Here is a 17,966-nt window from a genome sequence, read left to right on the forward strand (position 1 = left end):
CCCTCCACACGGGGGTATGAAGAGCCGAAACCAAAATAATTGGCACTGACATTCATCGACACACTATTGAGTTCTCAAAGAACACACGCACACACCATCGCCCGGTTTGAGCCGATTGATCGGTGAAGCAACTTTTCCAGCTTAGCTCAGCCGTGAACCCAGTTGCAAACTGAGGTCTCGTTCGAGCTAGTGTGACCGTCAGGCGCTCCTCGTCCTACCTCGTTTCCCTAGCCTCCCGCTCAGCGTTTCCGCTCAGCTTCTCGGCTCCGGGTCGGTGTCCGTGTCGCTCTGACTTGGAATAAGTTACGTGTCTGCGTGCGCCATGTCAAATCGCCTGGTCAGCACGCATTTTTCGGAACGCTTTTGGTAACTCGCCACCGACCCGGACGCCGGGGCCCTCAATCCGCGACCCCGACGCGCCTTACATCGCCACCGAGTGCCTGCAGCTGCTCGACGAAATTCGGATATCCGCGATCAATGTGGAAGACGTCGTGCACTTCGGTGGTCCCGTCGGCGACCAAACCCGCGAGCACCAGACCCGCGCCGGCTCGAATATCCGACGACCACACCGGAGCGCTCGACAACCGCGGGATCCCACGGACCACCGCGTGGTGCCCATCGGTGCGCGCGTCGGCGCCGAGCCGGATCATCTCCTCCACGAACCGGAAGCGCGCCTCGAAGATGTTCTCGGTGATCATCGAGGTCCCGTCCGCGATCGACGCGAGCCCGATGGCCATCGGCTGCAAGTCGGTCGGGAAACCGGGGAACGGCAGGGTCGAGAAATTCACGGCGCGCGGACGCTCCGCCTGGACCACCCGGAAGCCGTCCTGCTCGAACGAAATGCGCGCACCCGCGGACCGCAGCTTGTCCAGCACCAGCGACAGGTGCTTGGGATTCACGCCGGTGACGCGGATGTCGCCGAGGGTCATCGCCGCGGCGATGCCCCAAGTCGCGGCGACGATGCGGTCCCCGATGACGCGGTGCGTGGTGGGCTCGAGACGTTCGACCCCCTGGATGGTGAGCACCGACGTGCCCGCGCCACTGATCCGCGCGCCCATCCGGACGAGCATGTTGCACAGGTCGACGATGTCGGGCTCGCGCGCGGCGTTGTCGATCACCGTCTCGCCCTCGGCGAGCACCGCCGCCATGAGGATGTTCTCGGTCGCGCCGACCGAGGGGAAATCCAGGCGGATGCGCGCACCCTGCAATTCGTCGGCCTTGGCGACCACACAACCGTGCTCGATCTCGCTGGTCGCGCCGAGAAGGCGCAGACCGGCCTGGTGCATGTCCAGGGGGCGGGAGCCGATGGCGTCACCGCCGGGCAGCGCCACGACGGCGCGCTTGCACCGCGCCATCAGCGGACCGAGTACGCACACCGACGCGCGGAACTGGGTCACCGCGGGGAAGTCCGCGTGATACTTCGGTTCGGCGGGCGTGGTGATGGCGACCACTCCGCCGTCGATGGTCACGTCGCAGCCGAGACCGCGTAGGACATCACCCATCAGCGGCACGTCGAGGATGTCCGGGCAGTTCGTGATCGTGGTGGTGCCCTCCGCCAGCAGCGCAGCGGCCATCAGTTTGAGGACGCTGTTCTTGGCGCCCCCCACCGTGACCTCACCGACGAGTCGATTTCCGCCGGTAACCAAAAACCGTTCCATGCCGCCTCTCCGCGTATTCGGCGCACTGTTGGTGCAAGGATAGTTGGGGCGGCGCACCACGGTGCCGCCTCTCCACGACTCCCCTCGCCTCCGGACGTTTTCGCCGTTCGTGCGAGTGCCGCGGGATGGGCGTACTGCGATCGACGAGGTGGTCTCGTCACCTTGCCAGCGATACCCAGTGATCGCTCGGGTACTCGCCTCGGGTGCTACGCGATCAGACGCCCGGCCGTTTCCCGCCGGGCTTCCACAGGATATCGCCGCCGGGATTGGCGACCCGGCTCAGGATGAACAGCAGATCCGAGAGGCGATTGAGGTACTTGGCCGGCAGCGCGTTGGTGTCCTCCGGATGGGACTCGAGCGCCGCCCAGGCCGAGCGCTCCGCACGGCGGGCGACCGTACGCGCGGTGTGCAGCAGCGCCGCCAGCGCAGTACCGCCGGGCAGGATGAACGAATCGAGCGCGGGCAGCCCCGCGTTGAACTCGTCGCACCACGCTTCGAGCCGATCGATGTAGGGCTGGGTGACCCGCAGCGGCGGATACTTCGGCTCCGCGACCACCGGGGTGGAGAGGTCGGCCCCGGCGTCGAACAGATCGTTCTGTATCTGCCGCAGCACCGCGAGCATCATTTCGTCCGGGCCGCCGAGGGCGATCGCGACGCCGATGGCGGCGTTCGTCTCATCGCAATCGGCGTAGGCGACCAAGCGTTGGTCGGTCTTCGCGACCCGGGAGAAGTCGCTCAATCCCGTGGTCCCGTCATCGCCGGTCCGCGTGTAGATCCGGGTCAAATGCACGCTCACAGCACAACCCTAACGGGCGCGGCCTGCGCGGGCCCGCCAATAGCCGTCGGACCGGGAACTACAGCCCCGGCATCCGCCGGGTGCGATCGGAGGGGCGGGACTCCACCCAGGAGAGGAAGGCGGTCAAAGAGTCGCGATCCAGGGCCAACTCGAAGTCGCCCGCGCGGTCGGACACCGCGATCACTGCGATGTCGTCGGTCATGATGTCGTATTCGTCGCCACGGGGCCCGCGGCGATCGCCGATCTCGATGCCCTGACGCCGGATGGTGGAATCCGGGCCGAGTTTCAGGCTGGTGAGTTTGAAGAAGACGAGACGATCCTCGTCATAGCGGATCAGGCCGTGCCGCCACCCTTGACCGCCGCGGGCGGGCAGTACGCGCAGGATCGCGGCAGTTCCGCCGCGCCGCAACATGATCAGGCGGTAAGTCGAGGCCAGGGCGAGGAACACGAGCGTTAGCACCAGAATGATCAGGAGAACCATCCCGGTTTGCAATGCCGTACGTCCCTTCGCTCCGCCGCCGTGTCGTCCACGGCATTCGATTGGCGGTGTACCAGCTTTTCGTGGTTTCGCGGGCTTTCGCCTCCGAGCCCGATGCTGACACCGCGTGCGGTCATTCAATCACGGCCCCGAGTTCCCAAATGCCCCGGCCGTGTCCGACTCGCCTGAAAGACGCTGTCGGCGGTGAAGGAAGCTTCACCGCCGACAGCGATCGTTCTCGATGACAGGTTGTTGCTAGGCGTTCGCGTTCTGCTCGACCGCGCGCACCCGAGCCTGAGCGGCTCGCTGCTGCTCCTCGCTGGCGTCGGAGTCGGCCAGCACCCGGCGGGCCTCCTCGACGTCCACCTCGTCGGCGAATTCCGCCGACTCGGCGAGCACCCGAACCGAGTTCGCGGTCACCGAGAAGAAGCCGCCGTGCACCGCGGCGACGACCCGCTGACCATCGGTGTCCACGATCGCCACGGTGCCGCCCTCGACCAGCTGGCCGAGCAACGGCTCGTGCCCGGCCATGATGCCGATCTGGCCCTCGGTGGTCTGCGCGCTGACGAACGTCGCCTGGCCGGACCAGAGCAATCGTTCGACCGCGACGAGATCGACTGACATTTCCGCCATCGGTGACTACTTTCCGAGGATCTTCTTCGCGGCCGCCTCGACATCGTCGAGACCACCGCAGCTGTTGAAGGCCTGCTCCGGGTAGTTGTCGAACTCACCCTTGCAGACGCGGTCGAAGTCGTCGATGGTCTGCTCCAGCGGCACGACCGAACCCGGCTGACCGGTGAACTTCTCGGCCACGATGAAGTTCTGGCCGAGGAACTTCTCCAGACGACGGGCGCGGCCGACGAGCACCTTGTCCTCTTCGGACAGCTCGTCCATACCGAGGATGGCGATGATGTCCTGCAGTTCCTTGTACTTCTGCAGGATCCGCTTCACCTCGTTGGCCACCCGGAAGTGCCGTTCGCCGACGATCGAGGCCTCCAGGATGCGGGAGGTCGAGGTCAGCGGGTCGACGGCCGGGTAGATGCCCTTCTGCGAGATCGGGCGGGAGAGCTCGGTCGTCGCGTCGAGGTGGGCGAAGGTGGTCGCCGGAGCCGGGTCGGTGTAGTCGTCGGCGGGCACGTAGATGGCCTGCAGCGAGGTGATCGACCGACCACGGGTCGAGGTGATGCGCTCCTGCAGCTCACCCATCTCGTCGGCCAGCGTGGGCTGGTAACCGACGGCGGAGGGCATGCGGCCGAGCAGGGTCGACACCTCGGAACCGGCCTGGGTGAACCGGAAGATGTTGTCGATGAACAGCAGCACGTCCTGGTGCTGCACGTCGCGGAAGTACTCGGCCATGGTCAGGGCCGAGAGCGCGACCCGCATACGGGTGCCCGGCGGCTCGTCCATCTGGCCGAAGACGAGAGCGGTGTCCTGGAGGACGCCCATCTCCTCCATCTCCAGGCGCAGGTCGGTGCCCTCACGGGTGCGCTCGCCGACGCCGGCGAACACGGAGGTGCCGGAGAATTCCCGCGCGATTCGGGTGATCATCTCCTGGATCAGAACGGTCTTGCCGACGCCGGCGCCACCGAACAGACCGATCTTGCCACCCTTCACGTACGGGGTGAGCAGGTCGATGACCTTGATGCCCGTCTCGAGGATCTCGGTCTTGCCCTCGAGCTGGTCGAACGACGGCGGCTTGCGGTGGATGCCCCACTGCTCGCCCTCGCGGCCGAGGCCGGGGGTGTCCAGGCAGTCGCCGAGTGCGTTGAAGACGTGGCCCTTGACCACGTCACCGACCGGCACCGAGATCGGCTTGCCGGTGTCGGTGACGGTGGCACCGCGGACCAGGCCGTCGGTCGGCTGCATCGAGATGGTGCGCACGATGTTGTCGCCGAGGTGCTGGGCGACCTCGAGGGTCAGGGTCTTGGCCACCGAGGTCAGGGTGATCTCGGCGTGCAGAGCGTTGAACAGCTCGGGAATGGCTCCGCGCGGGAACTCGACGTCCACGACGGGGCCGATGACCCGGACGACGCGGCCTGCGGCGCCGCCGGTCCGGCTCGTGTTGTCTTGAGTGACAGCTGCGGTCATTGGTGTTGGTTCTCTCCGTGTCGATGTGCGGCCTTCGAGGGGCCTTCTATGTGCCCGTCGCTCAGGCCGCGGGTGGCGCTCAGTCGCGGTCCGAGCTCGACGCCAGCGCGTTCACGCCGCCGACGATTTCGCTGATTTCCTGCGTGATCTGGGCTTGGCGCACCGAGTTCGCCTCGCGCTGGAGCACGCTCGCGAGTTCGTTGGCGTTGTCGGTGGCGGCCTTCATTGCGGTGCGCCGAGCCGCTGACTCGGATGCCGCTGCCTCGAGCAACGACGCGTAGATGCGCGTGTTGACGTACTTCGGCAGCAGCGCCGCCAGCAGCACATCGGCGTCGGGCTCGAACTCGTACTGCGCGTGGACCTCCGCGGTCGGTGAATCCGACACGATGTCCTCACCCAGGTCGAATTTCTCGTCGACGTAGCTCACCTGGATCGGCGCCAACCGGCGCACCTCCGGGGTCTGCGTCAGCATCGAGACGAAGCGGGTGTACACGACGTGCAGCTCGTCGACACCGGCGATGTCACCCGTCCCGTTCGGAGCGGGCACCGCCCCGTCGGAGCCGGCCATGAAGGCGTCGACCAGGTGGTGGCACGCGGACGAAGCATCGGAGTACTTCGGCTGCTGCGAGAACCCGGTCCACGCCGACACGTACGAGCGATTGCGGAAGGCGTAGTACGTCAGGCCCTTGTTGCCCATGACGTAGAGCACCGGCTCTTTGCCTTCGTCACGCAAGGTGGTCATCAACTCTTCCGCGCGCTTGAGCACGTTCGAGTTGTAGCCACCGCACATGCCGCTGTCGCTGGTGATCACCAGCACGGCCGCCCGGCGCGGGTTGGCGCGCTCGGTCAGCAGCGGATGCGAAAGGTTCTTCGACGCGCTCGCCAGCTCGCTGAGGACCTTGGTGATCTCCTCCGCGTACGGCTTCGCGGCCGCGACCCTGGCCTGGGCCTTGGAGATGCGCGAGGTCGCGATCAGCTCTTGGGCCTTGGTGATCTTCTTGATCGAATTCACACCACGAATGCGGGAGCGCAATTCACGCAAGCTTGCCATCAGCGGTTCACACTCCCTTCATTCGCTGCGTGGGATTGGCGGCATCCGCCGGGCACGAGGTGGTCGCTGCCACCCTCGTGCCCGTCGCGCATGCCGCGGATCGAATAGCGCATTTGCCGACCCGCGTTACTTCTCGACGTGCTTGCGGGTCACCGACAGCGACTCGACCTCTTCGTGGTCGAGCTGGCCGGTTTCGGCCTCGTTCACCACGGGGTTGCCGTCGGAGGTGAGGAAGGTTCCCAAGAACTTCTTGGTCGCCGCCTCGACCTGCTCGGCCGCCTCACCGGCGAGCACCTTGCCGCCCTCGATCGCCTTGAACACCTCGGGGGCACTGCGGTGCAGCTCCTCGAGCAGTTCGGCGTTGAAGCGGCGGATGTCCGCGACCGGGATCGAATCGAAGTAGCCACGGTCGACCAGGTAGATCGAGATGATCTGGTCCTCGACCGGCACCGGCGAGTACTGGTCCTGCTTGAGCAGCTCGACCCAGCGGGCGCCGCGCTCGAGCTGAGCCAGCGAGGCCGCGTCCAGGTCGGAGGCGAAGGCGGAGAACGCCTCCAGCTCGCGGTACTGCGCAAGCTCGAGGCGCAGCGAACCGGCCACCTTCTTCATGCCCTTGGTCTGGGCGGCGCCACCGACGCGGGAGACCGAGGTACCGACGTTGATCGCCGGGCGGACACCCTTGTTGAACAGGTCGGACTCGAGGAACACCTGGCCGTCGGTGATGGAGATGACGTTGGTGGGGATGAACGCCGAGATGTCGTTGGCCTTGGTCTCGATGATCGGCAGACCGGTCATCGAGCCTGCGCCCAGCTCGTCGGACAGCTTCGCGCAACGCTCCAGCAGCCGGGAGTGCAGGTAGAAGACGTCACCCGGGTAGGCCTCGCGGCCCGGCGGGCGACGCAGCAGCAGCGAGATGGCGCGGTACGCCTCGGCCTGCTTGGTCAAGTCGTCGAACACGATGAGCACGTGCTTGCCCTGGTACATCCAGTGCTGGCCGATGGCCGAACCGGTGTAGGGGGCCAGCCACTTGAAGCCGGCGGAGTCGGAGGCCGGGGCGGCGACGATGGTGGTGTACTCCAGCGCGCCGTGCTGCTCCAGCGCGGCCTTCACGCCCGCGATGGTGGAGCCCTTCTGGCCGATGGCGACGTAGATGCAGCGCACCTGCTTGGTCGGGTCGCCGGTCTCCCAGTTGGCCTTCTGGTTCAGGATCGCGTCGATGCAGACCGCGGTCTTGCCGGTCTTGCGGTCGCCGATGATCAGCTGACGCTGACCACGGCCGATGGCGGTCAGCGCGTCGATCGCGGTGATGCCGGTGGCCAGCGGCTCCTCGACCGGCTGGCGCTCCAGCACGGTGGCGGCCTGCAGCTCGAGCACGCGCTGTTCCTCGGACTCGATCTCGCCGAGGCCGTCGATCGGCTGGCCCAGCGGGTTCACCACGCGGCCGAGGAACTTGTCGCCGACCGGAACCGAGAGCACGTCACCGGTCCTGCGGACCTCCTGGCCCTCCTCGATCTCGGCGAACTCGCCGAGGATGACCGCACCGATCTCACGGTCCTCGAGGTTCAGCGCGACGCCGAGCACGCCGCCCGGGAACTCGAGCAGCTCGTTGGCCATCGCCGAAGGCAGGCCGCTGACGTGCGCGATGCCGTCACTGGTGTCGGTGACCACACCGACTTCTTCGATGGAGGTCTCGGGGGTGTAGCTCTGGGTGTAGCTCTCGATCGCGCTACGGATCTCGTCGGAGGAGATCGTCAGCTCCGCCATGTTCTTCCTGCTCTCGCTGTCTGGGTCTGGAATGTCGGGGGTGGTGGAAGCGCGCTAGGTCAGGGCCCGGCGCAGCTTCTCCAGTCGGCCGAGTGCGCTGCCGTCGATCACGTCGTCACCGACGTGCACCACGACTCCGCTCAGCAGACTCGGGTCGACCTGGATGTGCACCGTGGTCGCCTTGCCGTAGATGCGCTGCAGCGAGGCGGCCAGCCGGCCGCGCTGCTGCTCGCTGAGCCCGATCGCGGCGCGCACGTGCGCGACGATCTGATCGCGACGCGCCGCCGCGAGGTCGGCCAGCTCGTCGAAGGCGGCGCTGATGCCCGACCGCTGCCTGGTCACCACCTGCTCCGCCAGGGTCAGGGTGATGGGCTCCGTCTTACCGGCGAGCAGCCGGTTGACCAGCTCGCGCTTGGCCGAGGCCTGCTGCGACCGATCCGACAGTGCCTGCTCCAACTCGGGGTTGTCGCTGACGATCCGGCCGAGCCGGAACAGCTCGTCCTCCACCGCTTCGAGCCGGCCACGCTGGGCCGCCGACTCCAGCAACGCCTCCTGGCCGAGCAGCACCAGGGTGTCCACCAGGTCGGAGGTGCGCGACCAGTCCTGGGCCACCGCGGTGGTCAGCACTGCCAGCGTGGCAGCGCTGACCTTGCCGCCGAAGACCCGCTCGCACAGTTCCGCGCGCACGGAACCCGGCACCGACACGTCCGCGAGCGCCACACGCAGCGAACGCTGGTCGTCCAGCACGGCGACAACGGCGAACAGTTCCGAGCCCGTCGTGGCCGCAGCACTGTCGCTTCCGGTCAGAGCGGCCCGAAGCGCCTCCCGAGACCGGGCACTGGCCTCGCGGCTCGCTGCGTACATGCTTCTCACTTTCGCGTCGTTACCTTCCGACCCCGATGCCTGCGTCGGTCTGGTCGAGCTCGTCGAGGAACCGGTCGATCGAGGCCGCCTGCTTGGCCTCGTCCGAAACCGACTGCCCGATGATCTTCTCGGCCAGGTCGACGGCCGTGCGGCCGACCTCGTGGCGCAGCTCCGTCAGGATCTGCTGGCGCTGTGCTTCCAGCTGGGTGTGGCCTGCCGCGATGATGCGATCGGCTTCGGCCTGGGCCTCCGAGCGCATCTGCGCGAGGATCTCCTGGCCCTGGGTGCGCGCGTCCTCCCGGATGCGCGCGGCCTCGAGCCGGGCGTCGGCCAGCTGCTGCTGGTACTGCTGCAGGGTGAGCTGAGCTTCTTCCTGCGCGGCTTCCGCGCGAGCGATGCCGCCTTCGATCTTGTCCGAGCGCTCATCGAGCGTCTTCATCAGGCGCGGGACCACGTACTTGTAGAACAGGGCCGCGATGATGACGACGCAGACGATCGACCAGACGATGTCGTACGTTTCGGGGATGAGAGGATTCACATCCTCTCCCTCCGCCGCCGCGAGCAAAACTGACTCGTACATCGGAATCAGAAAATGAAGCCGGCGACGAGACCGATGAGGGCGAGGGCCTCGGTGAACGCGATACCGAGGAACATGTTGGTGCGGATGGTGCCCTGCAGCTCAGGCTGACGCGCGATGCCCTCGATGGCCTTACCGACGACGATGCCGACGCCGATGCCGGGGCCGATCGCGGCGAGACCGTAGCCGACGGCGCCCAGGCCCTTGAAGGTGCTCTCGTTCGTGGCGGCTTGCTGGGCCAGGTAAGCGAGGCTCATGAGTCTTCCATTCCCTTTCTGTTGCTCACCCGCCGGTCGGCGTGGTGTAGCAGGTTTCCGGTAGTTGTGTCGGTGTCAGGTCAGTGATCGGCCGCGTGCTGTGCGAGTCCGATGTATACGGCGGTCAGCAGCGCAAACACATAGGCCTGCAGGAAGATGACCAACAGCTCGAAGAGCGTGAATCCGAGTCCCGCGAGCAGCGAGAACGGCGAGAACACCTTCATCCACGCGGCGGCGTCGAACAGGAAGAACCAGGTCGCGCTGAAGAACAGCACCAGCATGATGTGGCCGGCGAGCATGTTCGCCATGAGTCGGACGGTCAGCGTGAACGGACGCAGGATGAAGGTCGAGACGAACTCGATCGGAATCAGCAGCACGTGCAGTGCTGGGGGAACGTTCGGAACGACGATGCTGCTGCGCATGTAGTTGAAGAAGCCGTACTTCCTGATACCGACGTAGTTGAACGCCAGGTACGCGATGACGGCCAGCACCAGCGGCATGCCGATTCGGGCGTTCGACGAGATGTTCAACCCCGGAACGACACCCGAGAAGTTCAGAAAGAGGACCGTGAAGAAGATCGTCGCGATCAGCGGGAAGAACTTCCGTCCCGTTTCCTTGCCGAGGACCTCCTCACAGATCTGCTCTTTGACGAAGACCAGGCCGATTTCGGCGACATTCTGCAGGCCGCGCGGAACGATCCGGGGCGAGCGGAATGCCAGCACCATCACAACCACCAGAACAGCCGTCATCAGAATACGGATCAGCATCAATCGATCGAGTTCGAACGGCGTTCCCTCGAACAGCACAGCTGGAGGGAAGAAGTCGGTAAGCGACGGCGCGTGGAACTCGGCCGCCAGAGTGGTGACGCTCAGCGTTCTCTCCCGTGTTCGGGCCGCGGGTACGGTCATTCCCGCGGTTCGATCGGACATTGACGATCAATTTGGGTCGACTCAGGTCGGCTCGAAGTTCGTCAGCAGCTGTGCGGTGGTTCGAAATCCACCAGGCGTCTGTACGTGTGTCGGCGACATTCGTCGACATGCAGAACCGGAACACACCTCGGAGCCCGGCACGGCAGTAAGCATAGCGGCCCATGCAGGGGATCTCGGCGGTGACCCCTCACTGATCCCCGACTTGGTCGCTTGCTTACCAACACTTTACCAAGTCATCTACGACAGCGTGTAGGGGGTGGGGGGTTTTCGTTACTGGCGGGTATCGGACGTGGGTTCCGAGTCGGTCGTCGTCACGTACGGAACCTTCTGCCGGACAACGCCGTACGTCTCCGCGCCGAGCACGATGACCAGGGCCCCGACCACGGTGAGGAACAACACGACCCGGTCGTAGAAGTCGAATCGGTGCAGGATCCCGACGACGATCAGCGCCACCAGGACCTTCCCCACCCAGCTGACCAGCATGACCAGGCCCGCGGTGCTCGGTGGCAGTTTCGCGCCGAACAGCACCACGGCCGCGGTGGTGAGGATGAAGCCGCCGCCGATCGCGGCGCCTAACACCGCGCCCCACACGCCGGCGATACCCGAGACGGCCGCGCCCAGCGCGACCGACAGGACCACCAGCACGCCCAAGCCGATCAGTCCGTAGCGCAGCGCGGACCGCAGCGGCGCGTCGGGGCCGGGGACGGGTTCGGGTGTGAAGCTCACAGTCGCCGACTTTACCCGGACGCCGATCCGTCGCCCGCCGGGTCCCCACGCCGCAGCCCCGGAATAGCGGTGATCACCAAAGCGAAAACCAGCCCGCCCGCCATCAGCAACACGACCAGCCTGCGATCCATCAGCGAGGTGCCGACCGCGCCGAACGCGAGCACACCGACCCACAAATAGATCAACAACACCACGCGGCGATGGGAATGGCCGATCTGCAGCAAGCGATGATGCAAGTGCATTTTGTCCGGCGTCGAGAAACTCACGCCCGCGCGAACCCGTCGCACAATGGCGAGCAACAGGTCCAGCACCGGAATGAACATCACCGCGCCGACCAGCAACAGCGGAGAAAGCAGACCGACGATGTCGCGCGGACCGTATCCCTGCAGCGGGATTCGCCCCGAGGCGCCGGTCGAGACCGCGGCCAGCATCAATCCGATCAACATCGAACCGGAGTCGCCCATGAATATGCGCGCGGGCTGGAAATTGTGCGGCAGGAATCCGAGGCAGCCACCCGCGAGCGCGGCGGCCAGCAACGCGGGCGGGTAGGTGTCGACCGAGCCGCCCTGCTCGTTCATCAGACCGAGGCAGAACACGAAAACCGCGAGCGCGGCGATCAGCCCCAAGCCCGCCGCGAGGCCGTCCAGGCCGTCGACGAAGTTCATGGCGTTGACCAGGGTGACGGTGACCGCGACGGTAACGAGCCCGCCCTGCAATCCGTCCAGCACCACCGTGGTGTTGCTGAACGGGTTGTAGATCACATACCAGCCCAATCCCATGACGGCCATCACGCCCGCCGCCGTCACCTGGCCCGCGAACTTCGTCAGCGCGTCGAGTCCCCAGCGGTCGTCGACGATGCCGACCAGCACGATGATCGTGGCAGCCACCAGCACGGCGATCGGGATGTTGGGTTTGTAGTCGAAGCCGCTGCGCAGCGCGGGCAGCTGGTGGGCGAACAGCACCGCGGCGACCACACCGATGTACATGCCGACGCCGCCCATCCGCGGAATCGGCTTGACGTGCACGTCCCGGTCACGCGGCACGGCCACCGCGCCGAAGCCGATCGCCAGCACCCGCACCCCACCGGTGGCCAGGAACGTCACCACCGCGGAGATGAGCAGCACGACGAGCAGCTCCCGGAGCGGGACGACGGCGCTCGAACCCATCATCCGAGCTGCGCGGCGCCGCTGAGCGCTTCCGGCGACATGCCGAGCACCTCGGCGATGTCGGCGACGGGCACCGCGCCCACGCGCAGGATCCGCGGCTGATCGGCGGTCAGGTCGACGATGGTGGACGCGACCGCGTGTTCGGCCGGGCCGCCGTCGAGATAGACGCCGACCAGATCGCCGAGTTGATCGCGTGCCTCGGCGGCGGTCTTCGCCGGCGGCTGCCCGGACACGTTGGCGCTGGACACCGCCAGCGGGCCGACCTCACGCAACAGTTCGAGCGCGACCGGGTGCAGCGGCATCCGCAACATCACCGTCCCACGGGTGTCGCCGAGATCCCACGCGAGCGAAGGCGCTTGCTGCACAACCAGACTCAGACCGCCGGGCCAGAACGCCCGGATCAGCTCGCGCGCCTGCGGGCGCACCGAGAACACCAGGCCGTCGATGGTGTGCCAGGAACCGACGAGCACCGGCACCGGCATGTCCCTGCCGCGGCGCTTGGCCGCGAGCAACGAGTTCACCGCGGTCGAATCGAACGCGTCGGCGCCCAGCCCGTACAGGGTGTCGGTGGGCAGCACGACCAGACGTCCGGATTTCAGGGCGCTCGTGGCTGCGGACAGTCCCGCGGCGCGCGAGTCGGGATCCGCGCAGTCGTAGACGGTACTCACGGCAACCATCCTGGCATGCTGGGCCGCCTCTCCGAGAACTCAGGCCGTACTAGTTGGGTGAAACGAGAGCTGCGTTCAGGTCTTGCGTCGGGTGCCGAGCGAGTTCTGGGCGTGCCCGGCGAGTTACCCATGTGCTTACGAAATCAGTCGTCACGTGGGCTGCGGCGGCTGTCACCGCGCATCGGGAGCGTCCTCGATGCGACCTTTGCGGCTCGGAACCATGCCTGGATCCGTACTCCGCCGCACCGCACGCCATCGTCTCGAGCATCCCCCGCCGTTGTTCGGTTGCGCAGTGCTGCGCGGAGGCCGCGCCGGTGTGTCGCGTCTGTTCCTCGGCCCAGCGACCGGTCGCGAGACGCCCCGCGCAACCTGTTCGTGCGATGCCGCCCCACAGTCGTGCATGCGTCGTCGTGTTGCCTCATCCGGCGGTGCGGTCGTCGGAGGACGCGACCATCAGCGGAATGGGCTTGGTCGGCAGCACAGACGCCGGGAGACCACACGGATTCGGTGCGCAACGGCGCGGCAGATCGTGCAGAGGACCTGCTCATGTATGCGTTGCGGCGACGAAGCGGGGTTTGCCTGCCAGGTCGGGGTGTTCGACGACGTCGGTGAAGGCGCCGGTGGCGGTGAGGAGGGCGGCTACGCCGGAGCCGTTGGTGTCGTCGTGCTCGATGGCGGTGGCGCCGCCTGGGCGCAGCAGCCGGGTGATGTTCGGGATCATGCCGCGTATCACCGACAATCCGTCCGGGCCGCCGAACAAGGCGACGGACGGATCGTGCTCGGCCACTTCGGGGTCGAGACCTGCGCCCTCCGGGATGTAGGGCGGGTTGGACACGACGATGTCCACCCGGCCGTTCAGGTCGGTGAGCAGGCCCGGATCGGTGGCATCGTCGGCGTAGAGGGTGATCGGGGTATCGCCCGCGGCGATCCGGTCGTCGGCGTTGCGCCGAGCCCAGACCTGCGCGGCGGGATCGAGTTCCACGGCGTGCACTTCGGCGTCGGGGCGGGCGTGCGCGAGGGCCAGTGCGAGCGCGCCCGATCCGGTGCACAGGTCGACGACGATCGGCGTGTGATCGTGCGGCAGCGCCTCCAGCTGCGCCAGCGCCCAGGCGTACAGCAACTCGGTCTCCGGGCGCGGCACGAAGACGCCGGGGCCGACCGCGAGATCGAGCGCACCCATCACGGCCGTTCCGGTCAAGTGCTGCAACGGGATTCGCCGCGCCCGGCGGGCGACCAACTCGCGGTACTCGTCCAACTTGCCTGGCGGGACGAGCGGCGTCAGCACCAGCCTGGTCCGCTCCACACCGAGGACGTGCGCGGCGAGATGTTCGGCGTCGGCCCGCGGGCTGTGCACCCCGGCGGTCCGCAACGTCTCGATGGCGTCGTTGATGACGGGGCGCAGCGCTACTCGGCTCGTGGACATGACACCGACTCTGCCCGAACGACGATCATTCCGCGGCCATACGCGCTTCGCGATCCGCCTTCCCCAGAGCGTCGAGCAGCGCGTCGAGTTCCCCGTCCAGCACGGCGTCGAGGTTGTGCGCCTTGAAGCCGATCCGATGGTCGGTGATCCGGTTCTCCGGGAAGTTGTAGGTGCGGATGCGCTCGGAGCGGTCCACCGTGCGGATCTGGTTGGCGCGGCCCGCCGCGGCCTCCTGATCGGCCTGTTCTTCCGCCAGTGCCTGCAAACGCGCCGCGAGGACCTGCATGGCGCGCGCCTTGTTCTGCAGCTGGGAACGCTCGTTCTGGCAGGTGACCACGATGCCGGAGGGCAGGTGGGTGATGCGCACCGCGGAATCGGTGGTGTTGACGCCCTGACCGCCCTTGCCGGAGGAGCGGTACACGTCGATGCGCAGATCGGACTCGTCGATCTGCACTTCTTCGATCTCGTCGGGTTCCGGGTAGATCAGCACGCCCGCCGCCGAGGTGTGGATGCGGCCCTGCGATTCGGTCACCGGGACGCGCTGCACCCGGTGCACACCGCCCTCGAACTTGAATCGCGACCAGACACCGTCGCGCGCCGCGTCGCGGCTCTTGATCGACAGCGTCGCCTCTTTGTATCCGCCCAGGTCGGACAGGGCGGCGTCGAGGATCTCGACCTTCCAGCCGTGGCGCTCGGCATACCGCACGTACATGCGAGCCAGGTCGGCGGCGAACAGCGCGGACTCCTCGCCGCCTTCGCCGGACTTCACCTCGAGCACGACGTCGTCGCCGTCGTGCGGGTCGCGCGGGGCCAGCAGGTCGGCGAGGGCCTGTTCCAGTTCCTCGACCTGTCGTTCCAGCTCCGGGACCTCCGCGGCGAACGCCGAGTCGTCGGCGGCGAGCTCCCGCGCGGCGGACAAGTCGCCGCGGGCCGTCTCCAGCTTGCGATAGGTGGCCATGACCGGGGCCAGCTCGGCGAATCGCTTGCCGACCCGGCGCGCGGCGCCCGCATCGTTGTGCAGCGACGGATCGGCCAGCTGCGTCTCCAGGCCGGCGTACTCGGCCAGAATGTCGTCGATGGCGGACGGTTGCGTCACAGTGCTTCCTTCTCCTGGTAGCTGTCCATACAAAACACCGACGCCCGGCCTGCGGGGCAGGACCGGGCGTCGGCGAGGAAGCTACTTGGCGTCGGCCTTCTTGCCGGCACGCTTGCCGTAACGAGCCTCGAAGCGGGCCACGCGGCCACCGGTGTCGAGGATCTTCTGCTTGCCGGTGTAGAACGGGTGGCACTGCGAGCAGACCTCGACGGTGATGTGTCCCGACTCCTTGGTGCTGCGAGTCTGGAAGGTGTTGCCGCAACCACAGACGACCGTGGTGTCGACATACGTCGGGTGAATTCCTGCCTTCATGGATGTCCTCTCGATTGTGGTCGCCGGGTCGCCCGCGCGAACGCGAAGCGTGAACCGGAACCGACTAGGCGGGAGCTCTGCTCACCTGAGCAGACGCAACGACCGTTCAGTATGCCAGAACTGCCGTTACGCTCCCAAAACGCCCCCGGCGAGTGGTTTGTTCCCACCCCAGGTACTCCCCCATCGTTCGCGCCCCCGGAAGTCCGGGCACGCGAATGCGCGCCACCTCCTGGACCCTGAAGTCGGGTAGTCCGCTACTCACGAATGTGAACGAATTCGTTCATAGAGTTGCAGACCTGGTGCACATCGGCGTGCCGAGACAGGAAGGAGACCCCGTGAACGTCCGGATCGCGGCCGCGATTTTCGTTCTGCTGATTCTCTCGGTGGCCATCGGTGTATCCGCGCTCGCCGCGACCCCGAACTATCCCGCGCCGAAGAACGCCGTGTACGTCCACACCTCGGAATCCGCCGCCCCCGATCCCGACGCCAGGTCCTGCGCGCTGATCATCGCTCTCCTCATCGGCGGCGCGGCCACGGTCGGCTTCGTCTTCTTCGCTCCCCAGACGCCGAAAGGGTCCCGCAGCAGCGGGACCCTTTCGGCCGTTGTCACGGCGCCGACCTGGCGCCGCTACTCACTCGTCGAGCGCGCCCGGCGCGGTCTTGCTCACCTGCATCAAGAACTCGAGATTGTTCTTGGACTTCTTCAGACGGTCGATCAGCAGATCGATCGCCTGGTGCGAGTCCAGGCCGGACAGTACGCGGCGCAGCTTGTGCAGCACCCCCGCCTCGTCGGGGCTGAGCAGTAGCTCGTCCTTGCGGGTACCGGACGGGTTGACGTCCACCGCCGGGAACACCCGCCGCTCCGCGATCTTGCGGTCCAGCTTGAGCTCGGCGTTGCCGGTGCCCTTGAACTCCTCGAAGATCACCGTGTCACCGGTCGAACCGGTCTCCACCATGGCGGTGGCGATGATCGTCAGCGAGCCGCCGTTCTCGATGTTGCGGGCCGCGCCGAGGAACCGCTTGGGCGGGTACAGGGCGGTGGAATCCACACCACCGGAGAGGATTCGGCCCGAGGCGGGCGAGGAGTTGTTGTACGCCCGCCCGAGCCGGGTGATCGAGTCGAGCAGCACGACGACGTCCTTGCCCATCTCCACCAGGCGCTTGGCGCGCTCGATGGCGAGTTCGGCGACCGAGGTGTGATCCGACGGCGGACGGTCGAAGGTCGAGGCGATGACCTCGCCCTTCACCGAGCGCTGCATGTCGGTGACCTCTTCCGGACGCTCGTCGACCAGCACCACCATCAGGTAGCACTCGGGGTTGTTGGTCGCGATCGCGTTCGCGATGTCCTGCAGGATCGTGGTCTTACCGGCCTTCGGCGGCGACACGATCAGGGCGCGCTGGCCCTTGCCGATCGGCATGATCAGGTCGATCACGCGGGTGGTCAGCTTGTTCTGCTGGGTCTCCAGCCGCAGGCGCTGGTTCGGGTACAGCGGGGTGAGCTTGCCGAATTCGGGACGGCGCTTGGCCGCCTCGACGTCGCCGCCGTTGACCGTGTCCAGCCGCACCAGCGGATCGAACTTCTGGCGCTGGTTGGACTGCTCGCCGTCGCGCGGGGCGCGCACCGCGCCGGTGATCGCGTCACCGCGGCGCAGGCCGTTCTTGCGGACCAGGTTCATCGACACGTAGACGTCGTTCGGCCCGGCCAGGTAACCCGAGGTGCGGACGAAGGCGTAGTTGTCCAGCACGTCGAGGATGCCCGCGACCGGCTGGAGGACGTCGTCCTCGCGGATCTCGAGCTCGCGGGTCTCGCCGCCACCGCTGCCGCCGTCGCGGTCGCGCCCACGACGACGCTCCCGGAAGCGGCGTCCGCGCCGTCCGCGACCGCCCTCTTCGTCGTCGCCGCCGCGGCCACCCGCGCTGCCGTTCTGGCTCTGCTGGCCACGCTCGCCCTGACCGCGGTCGCTCTGCCGCTCGCCCTGGCCACGGTCGCTCTGCCGCTCGCTCTGGCCACGGTCGCTCTGGCCACGGTCGCCCTGGCCACGGTCGCCCTGGCCACGGTCGCCCTGGCCACGGTCGCCCTGGCCACGGTCGCCCTGGCCACGGTCGCCCTGGC

Annotated in this window: 19 protein-coding genes; all 19 read right to left on the reverse strand. The window is 67.0% G+C overall.

Annotation, left to right across the window (positions count from 1 at the left end; all coding sequences use genetic code 11):
* Window positions 1-398 precede the first annotated feature (398 nt).
* Window positions 399-1,658 carry a UDP-N-acetylglucosamine 1-carboxyvinyltransferase gene (gene murA, locus ACWEH3_RS33995; RefSeq protein WP_450016304.1) on the reverse strand — a complete coding sequence of 420 codons (1,260 nt, stop codon included), beginning with the start codon at window positions 1,656-1,658 and terminating at the stop codon, window positions 399-401.
* A gap of 214 nt (window positions 1,659-1,872) precedes the next feature.
* Window positions 1,873-2,454, reverse strand: coding sequence for a cob(I)yrinic acid a,c-diamide adenosyltransferase (locus ACWEH3_RS34000; protein WP_450016306.1), 582 nt, complete (start codon window positions 2,452-2,454; stop codon window positions 1,873-1,875).
* Window positions 2,455-2,512: 58 nt separating this feature from the next.
* Window positions 2,513-2,935 carry a DUF2550 domain-containing protein gene (locus tag ACWEH3_RS34005; protein ID WP_039796346.1) on the reverse strand — a complete coding sequence of 141 codons (423 nt, stop codon included), beginning with the start codon at window positions 2,933-2,935 and terminating at the stop codon, window positions 2,513-2,515.
* A 252-nt stretch (window positions 2,936-3,187) separates the two neighbouring features.
* Window positions 3,188-3,565 carry a F0F1 ATP synthase subunit epsilon gene (locus ACWEH3_RS34010; protein WP_355073713.1) on the reverse strand — a complete coding sequence of 126 codons (378 nt, stop codon included), beginning with the start codon at window positions 3,563-3,565 and terminating at the stop codon, window positions 3,188-3,190.
* Window positions 3,566-3,571: 6 nt separating this feature from the next.
* Complete coding sequence (gene atpD / locus ACWEH3_RS34015; protein WP_450016308.1) at window positions 3,572-5,020, reverse strand: F0F1 ATP synthase subunit beta; 1,449 nt, start codon at window positions 5,018-5,020, stop codon at window positions 3,572-3,574.
* Between the two features lie 79 nt (window positions 5,021-5,099).
* The gene (locus tag ACWEH3_RS34020) at window positions 5,100-6,071 is read right to left on the reverse strand and encodes a F0F1 ATP synthase subunit gamma (protein ID WP_450016310.1); all 972 of its coding nucleotides are present in this window, start codon (window positions 6,069-6,071) and stop codon (window positions 5,100-5,102) included.
* A gap of 126 nt (window positions 6,072-6,197) precedes the next feature.
* The gene (atpA, locus tag ACWEH3_RS34025; RefSeq protein ID WP_450016312.1) at window positions 6,198-7,835 is read right to left on the reverse strand and encodes a F0F1 ATP synthase subunit alpha; all 1,638 of its coding nucleotides are present in this window, start codon (window positions 7,833-7,835) and stop codon (window positions 6,198-6,200) included.
* 54 nt (window positions 7,836-7,889) lie between these two features.
* Window positions 7,890-8,699, reverse strand: coding sequence for a F0F1 ATP synthase subunit delta (locus ACWEH3_RS34030; RefSeq protein ID WP_450016314.1), 810 nt, complete (start codon window positions 8,697-8,699; stop codon window positions 7,890-7,892).
* A gap of 19 nt (window positions 8,700-8,718) precedes the next feature.
* Complete coding sequence (locus ACWEH3_RS34035; RefSeq protein WP_450016316.1) at window positions 8,719-9,279, reverse strand: F0F1 ATP synthase subunit B; 561 nt, start codon at window positions 9,277-9,279, stop codon at window positions 8,719-8,721.
* A gap of 5 nt (window positions 9,280-9,284) precedes the next feature.
* The gene (locus ACWEH3_RS34040) at window positions 9,285-9,533 is read right to left on the reverse strand and encodes an ATP synthase F0 subunit C (RefSeq protein ID WP_450016318.1); all 249 of its coding nucleotides are present in this window, start codon (window positions 9,531-9,533) and stop codon (window positions 9,285-9,287) included.
* Between the two features lie 80 nt (window positions 9,534-9,613).
* Window positions 9,614-10,462: a F0F1 ATP synthase subunit A gene (gene atpB / locus ACWEH3_RS34045; protein ID WP_450016320.1), complete on the reverse strand. Its 849-nt coding sequence runs from the start codon at window positions 10,460-10,462 to the stop codon at window positions 9,614-9,616.
* A 270-nt stretch (window positions 10,463-10,732) separates the two neighbouring features.
* Window positions 10,733-11,188 carry a hypothetical protein gene (locus tag ACWEH3_RS34050; RefSeq protein WP_450016322.1) on the reverse strand — a complete coding sequence of 152 codons (456 nt, stop codon included), beginning with the start codon at window positions 11,186-11,188 and terminating at the stop codon, window positions 10,733-10,735.
* A gap of 11 nt (window positions 11,189-11,199) precedes the next feature.
* On the reverse strand, window positions 11,200-12,357 hold the full coding sequence (locus tag ACWEH3_RS34055) for a glycosyltransferase family 4 protein (RefSeq protein WP_355073701.1): 1,158 nt from the start codon (window positions 12,355-12,357) through the stop codon (window positions 11,200-11,202).
* Window positions 12,354-13,022: an L-threonylcarbamoyladenylate synthase gene (locus ACWEH3_RS34060; RefSeq protein WP_450016493.1), complete on the reverse strand. Its 669-nt coding sequence runs from the start codon at window positions 13,020-13,022 to the stop codon at window positions 12,354-12,356. The genes ACWEH3_RS34055 and ACWEH3_RS34060 overlap by 4 nt, the downstream gene beginning before the upstream one ends.
* Before the next feature lie 544 nt (window positions 13,023-13,566).
* Entirely contained in the window at window positions 13,567-14,445 is an 879-nt protein-coding gene (gene prmC, locus ACWEH3_RS34065) for a peptide chain release factor N(5)-glutamine methyltransferase (protein WP_379252169.1), read from the reverse strand.
* A 25-nt stretch (window positions 14,446-14,470) separates the two neighbouring features.
* A complete protein-coding gene (gene prfA / locus ACWEH3_RS34070) occupies window positions 14,471-15,541 on the reverse strand; it encodes a peptide chain release factor 1 (RefSeq protein ID WP_450016324.1) in 1,071 nt (356 codons plus the stop codon).
* Window positions 15,542-15,622: 81 nt separating this feature from the next.
* Entirely contained in the window at window positions 15,623-15,853 is a 231-nt protein-coding gene (gene rpmE / locus ACWEH3_RS34075) for a 50S ribosomal protein L31 (RefSeq protein WP_039796334.1), read from the reverse strand.
* A gap of 421 nt (window positions 15,854-16,274) precedes the next feature.
* Entirely contained in the window at window positions 16,275-16,463 is a 189-nt protein-coding gene (locus tag ACWEH3_RS34080; RefSeq protein ID WP_450016326.1) for a hypothetical protein, read from the reverse strand.
* Window positions 16,464-16,485: 22 nt separating this feature from the next.
* A partial coding sequence (rho, locus tag ACWEH3_RS34085) for a transcription termination factor Rho (protein ID WP_452358475.1) occupies window positions 16,486-17,966 on the reverse strand: 1,481 nt, incomplete at its 5' end.

This window comes from Nocardia sp. NPDC004718 (assembly GCF_053601535.1).

Bases quoted from the DNA above. Each gene is read 5' to 3' on its own strand.
- rpmE (WP_039796334.1), bottom strand. From the start codon at position 15,853: ATGAAGGCAGGAATTCACCCGACGTATGTCGACACCACGGTCGTCTGT.
- murA (WP_450016304.1), bottom strand. From the start codon at position 1,658: ATGGAACGGTTTTTGGTTACCGGCGGAAATCGACTCGTCGGTGAGGTC.
- prmC (WP_379252169.1), bottom strand. From the start codon at position 14,445: ATGTCCACGAGCCGAGTAGCGCTGCGCCCCGTCATCAACGACGCCATC.
- atpB (WP_450016320.1), bottom strand. From the start codon at position 10,462: ATGTCCGATCGAACCGCGGGAATGACCGTACCCGCGGCCCGAACACGG.
- ACWEH3_RS34010 (WP_355073713.1), bottom strand. From the start codon at position 3,565: ATGGCGGAAATGTCAGTCGATCTCGTCGCGGTCGAACGATTGCTCTGG.
- atpD (WP_450016308.1), bottom strand. From the start codon at position 5,020: ATGACCGCAGCTGTCACTCAAGACAACACGAGCCGGACCGGCGGCGCC.
- ACWEH3_RS34040 (WP_450016318.1), bottom strand. From the start codon at position 9,533: ATGAGCCTCGCTTACCTGGCCCAGCAAGCCGCCACGAACGAGAGCACC.
- ACWEH3_RS34030 (WP_450016314.1), bottom strand. From the start codon at position 8,699: ATGTACGCAGCGAGCCGCGAGGCCAGTGCCCGGTCTCGGGAGGCGCTT.
- ACWEH3_RS34035 (WP_450016316.1), bottom strand. From the start codon at position 9,279: ATGTACGAGTCAGTTTTGCTCGCGGCGGCGGAGGGAGAGGATGTGAAT.
- ACWEH3_RS34005 (WP_039796346.1), bottom strand. From the start codon at position 2,935: ATGGTTCTCCTGATCATTCTGGTGCTAACGCTCGTGTTCCTCGCCCTG.
- ACWEH3_RS34020 (WP_450016310.1), bottom strand. From the start codon at position 6,071: ATGGCAAGCTTGCGTGAATTGCGCTCCCGCATTCGTGGTGTGAATTCG.
- ACWEH3_RS34055 (WP_355073701.1), bottom strand. From the start codon at position 12,357: ATGATGGGTTCGAGCGCCGTCGTCCCGCTCCGGGAGCTGCTCGTCGTG.
- atpA (WP_450016312.1), bottom strand. From the start codon at position 7,835: ATGGCGGAGCTGACGATCTCCTCCGACGAGATCCGTAGCGCGATCGAG.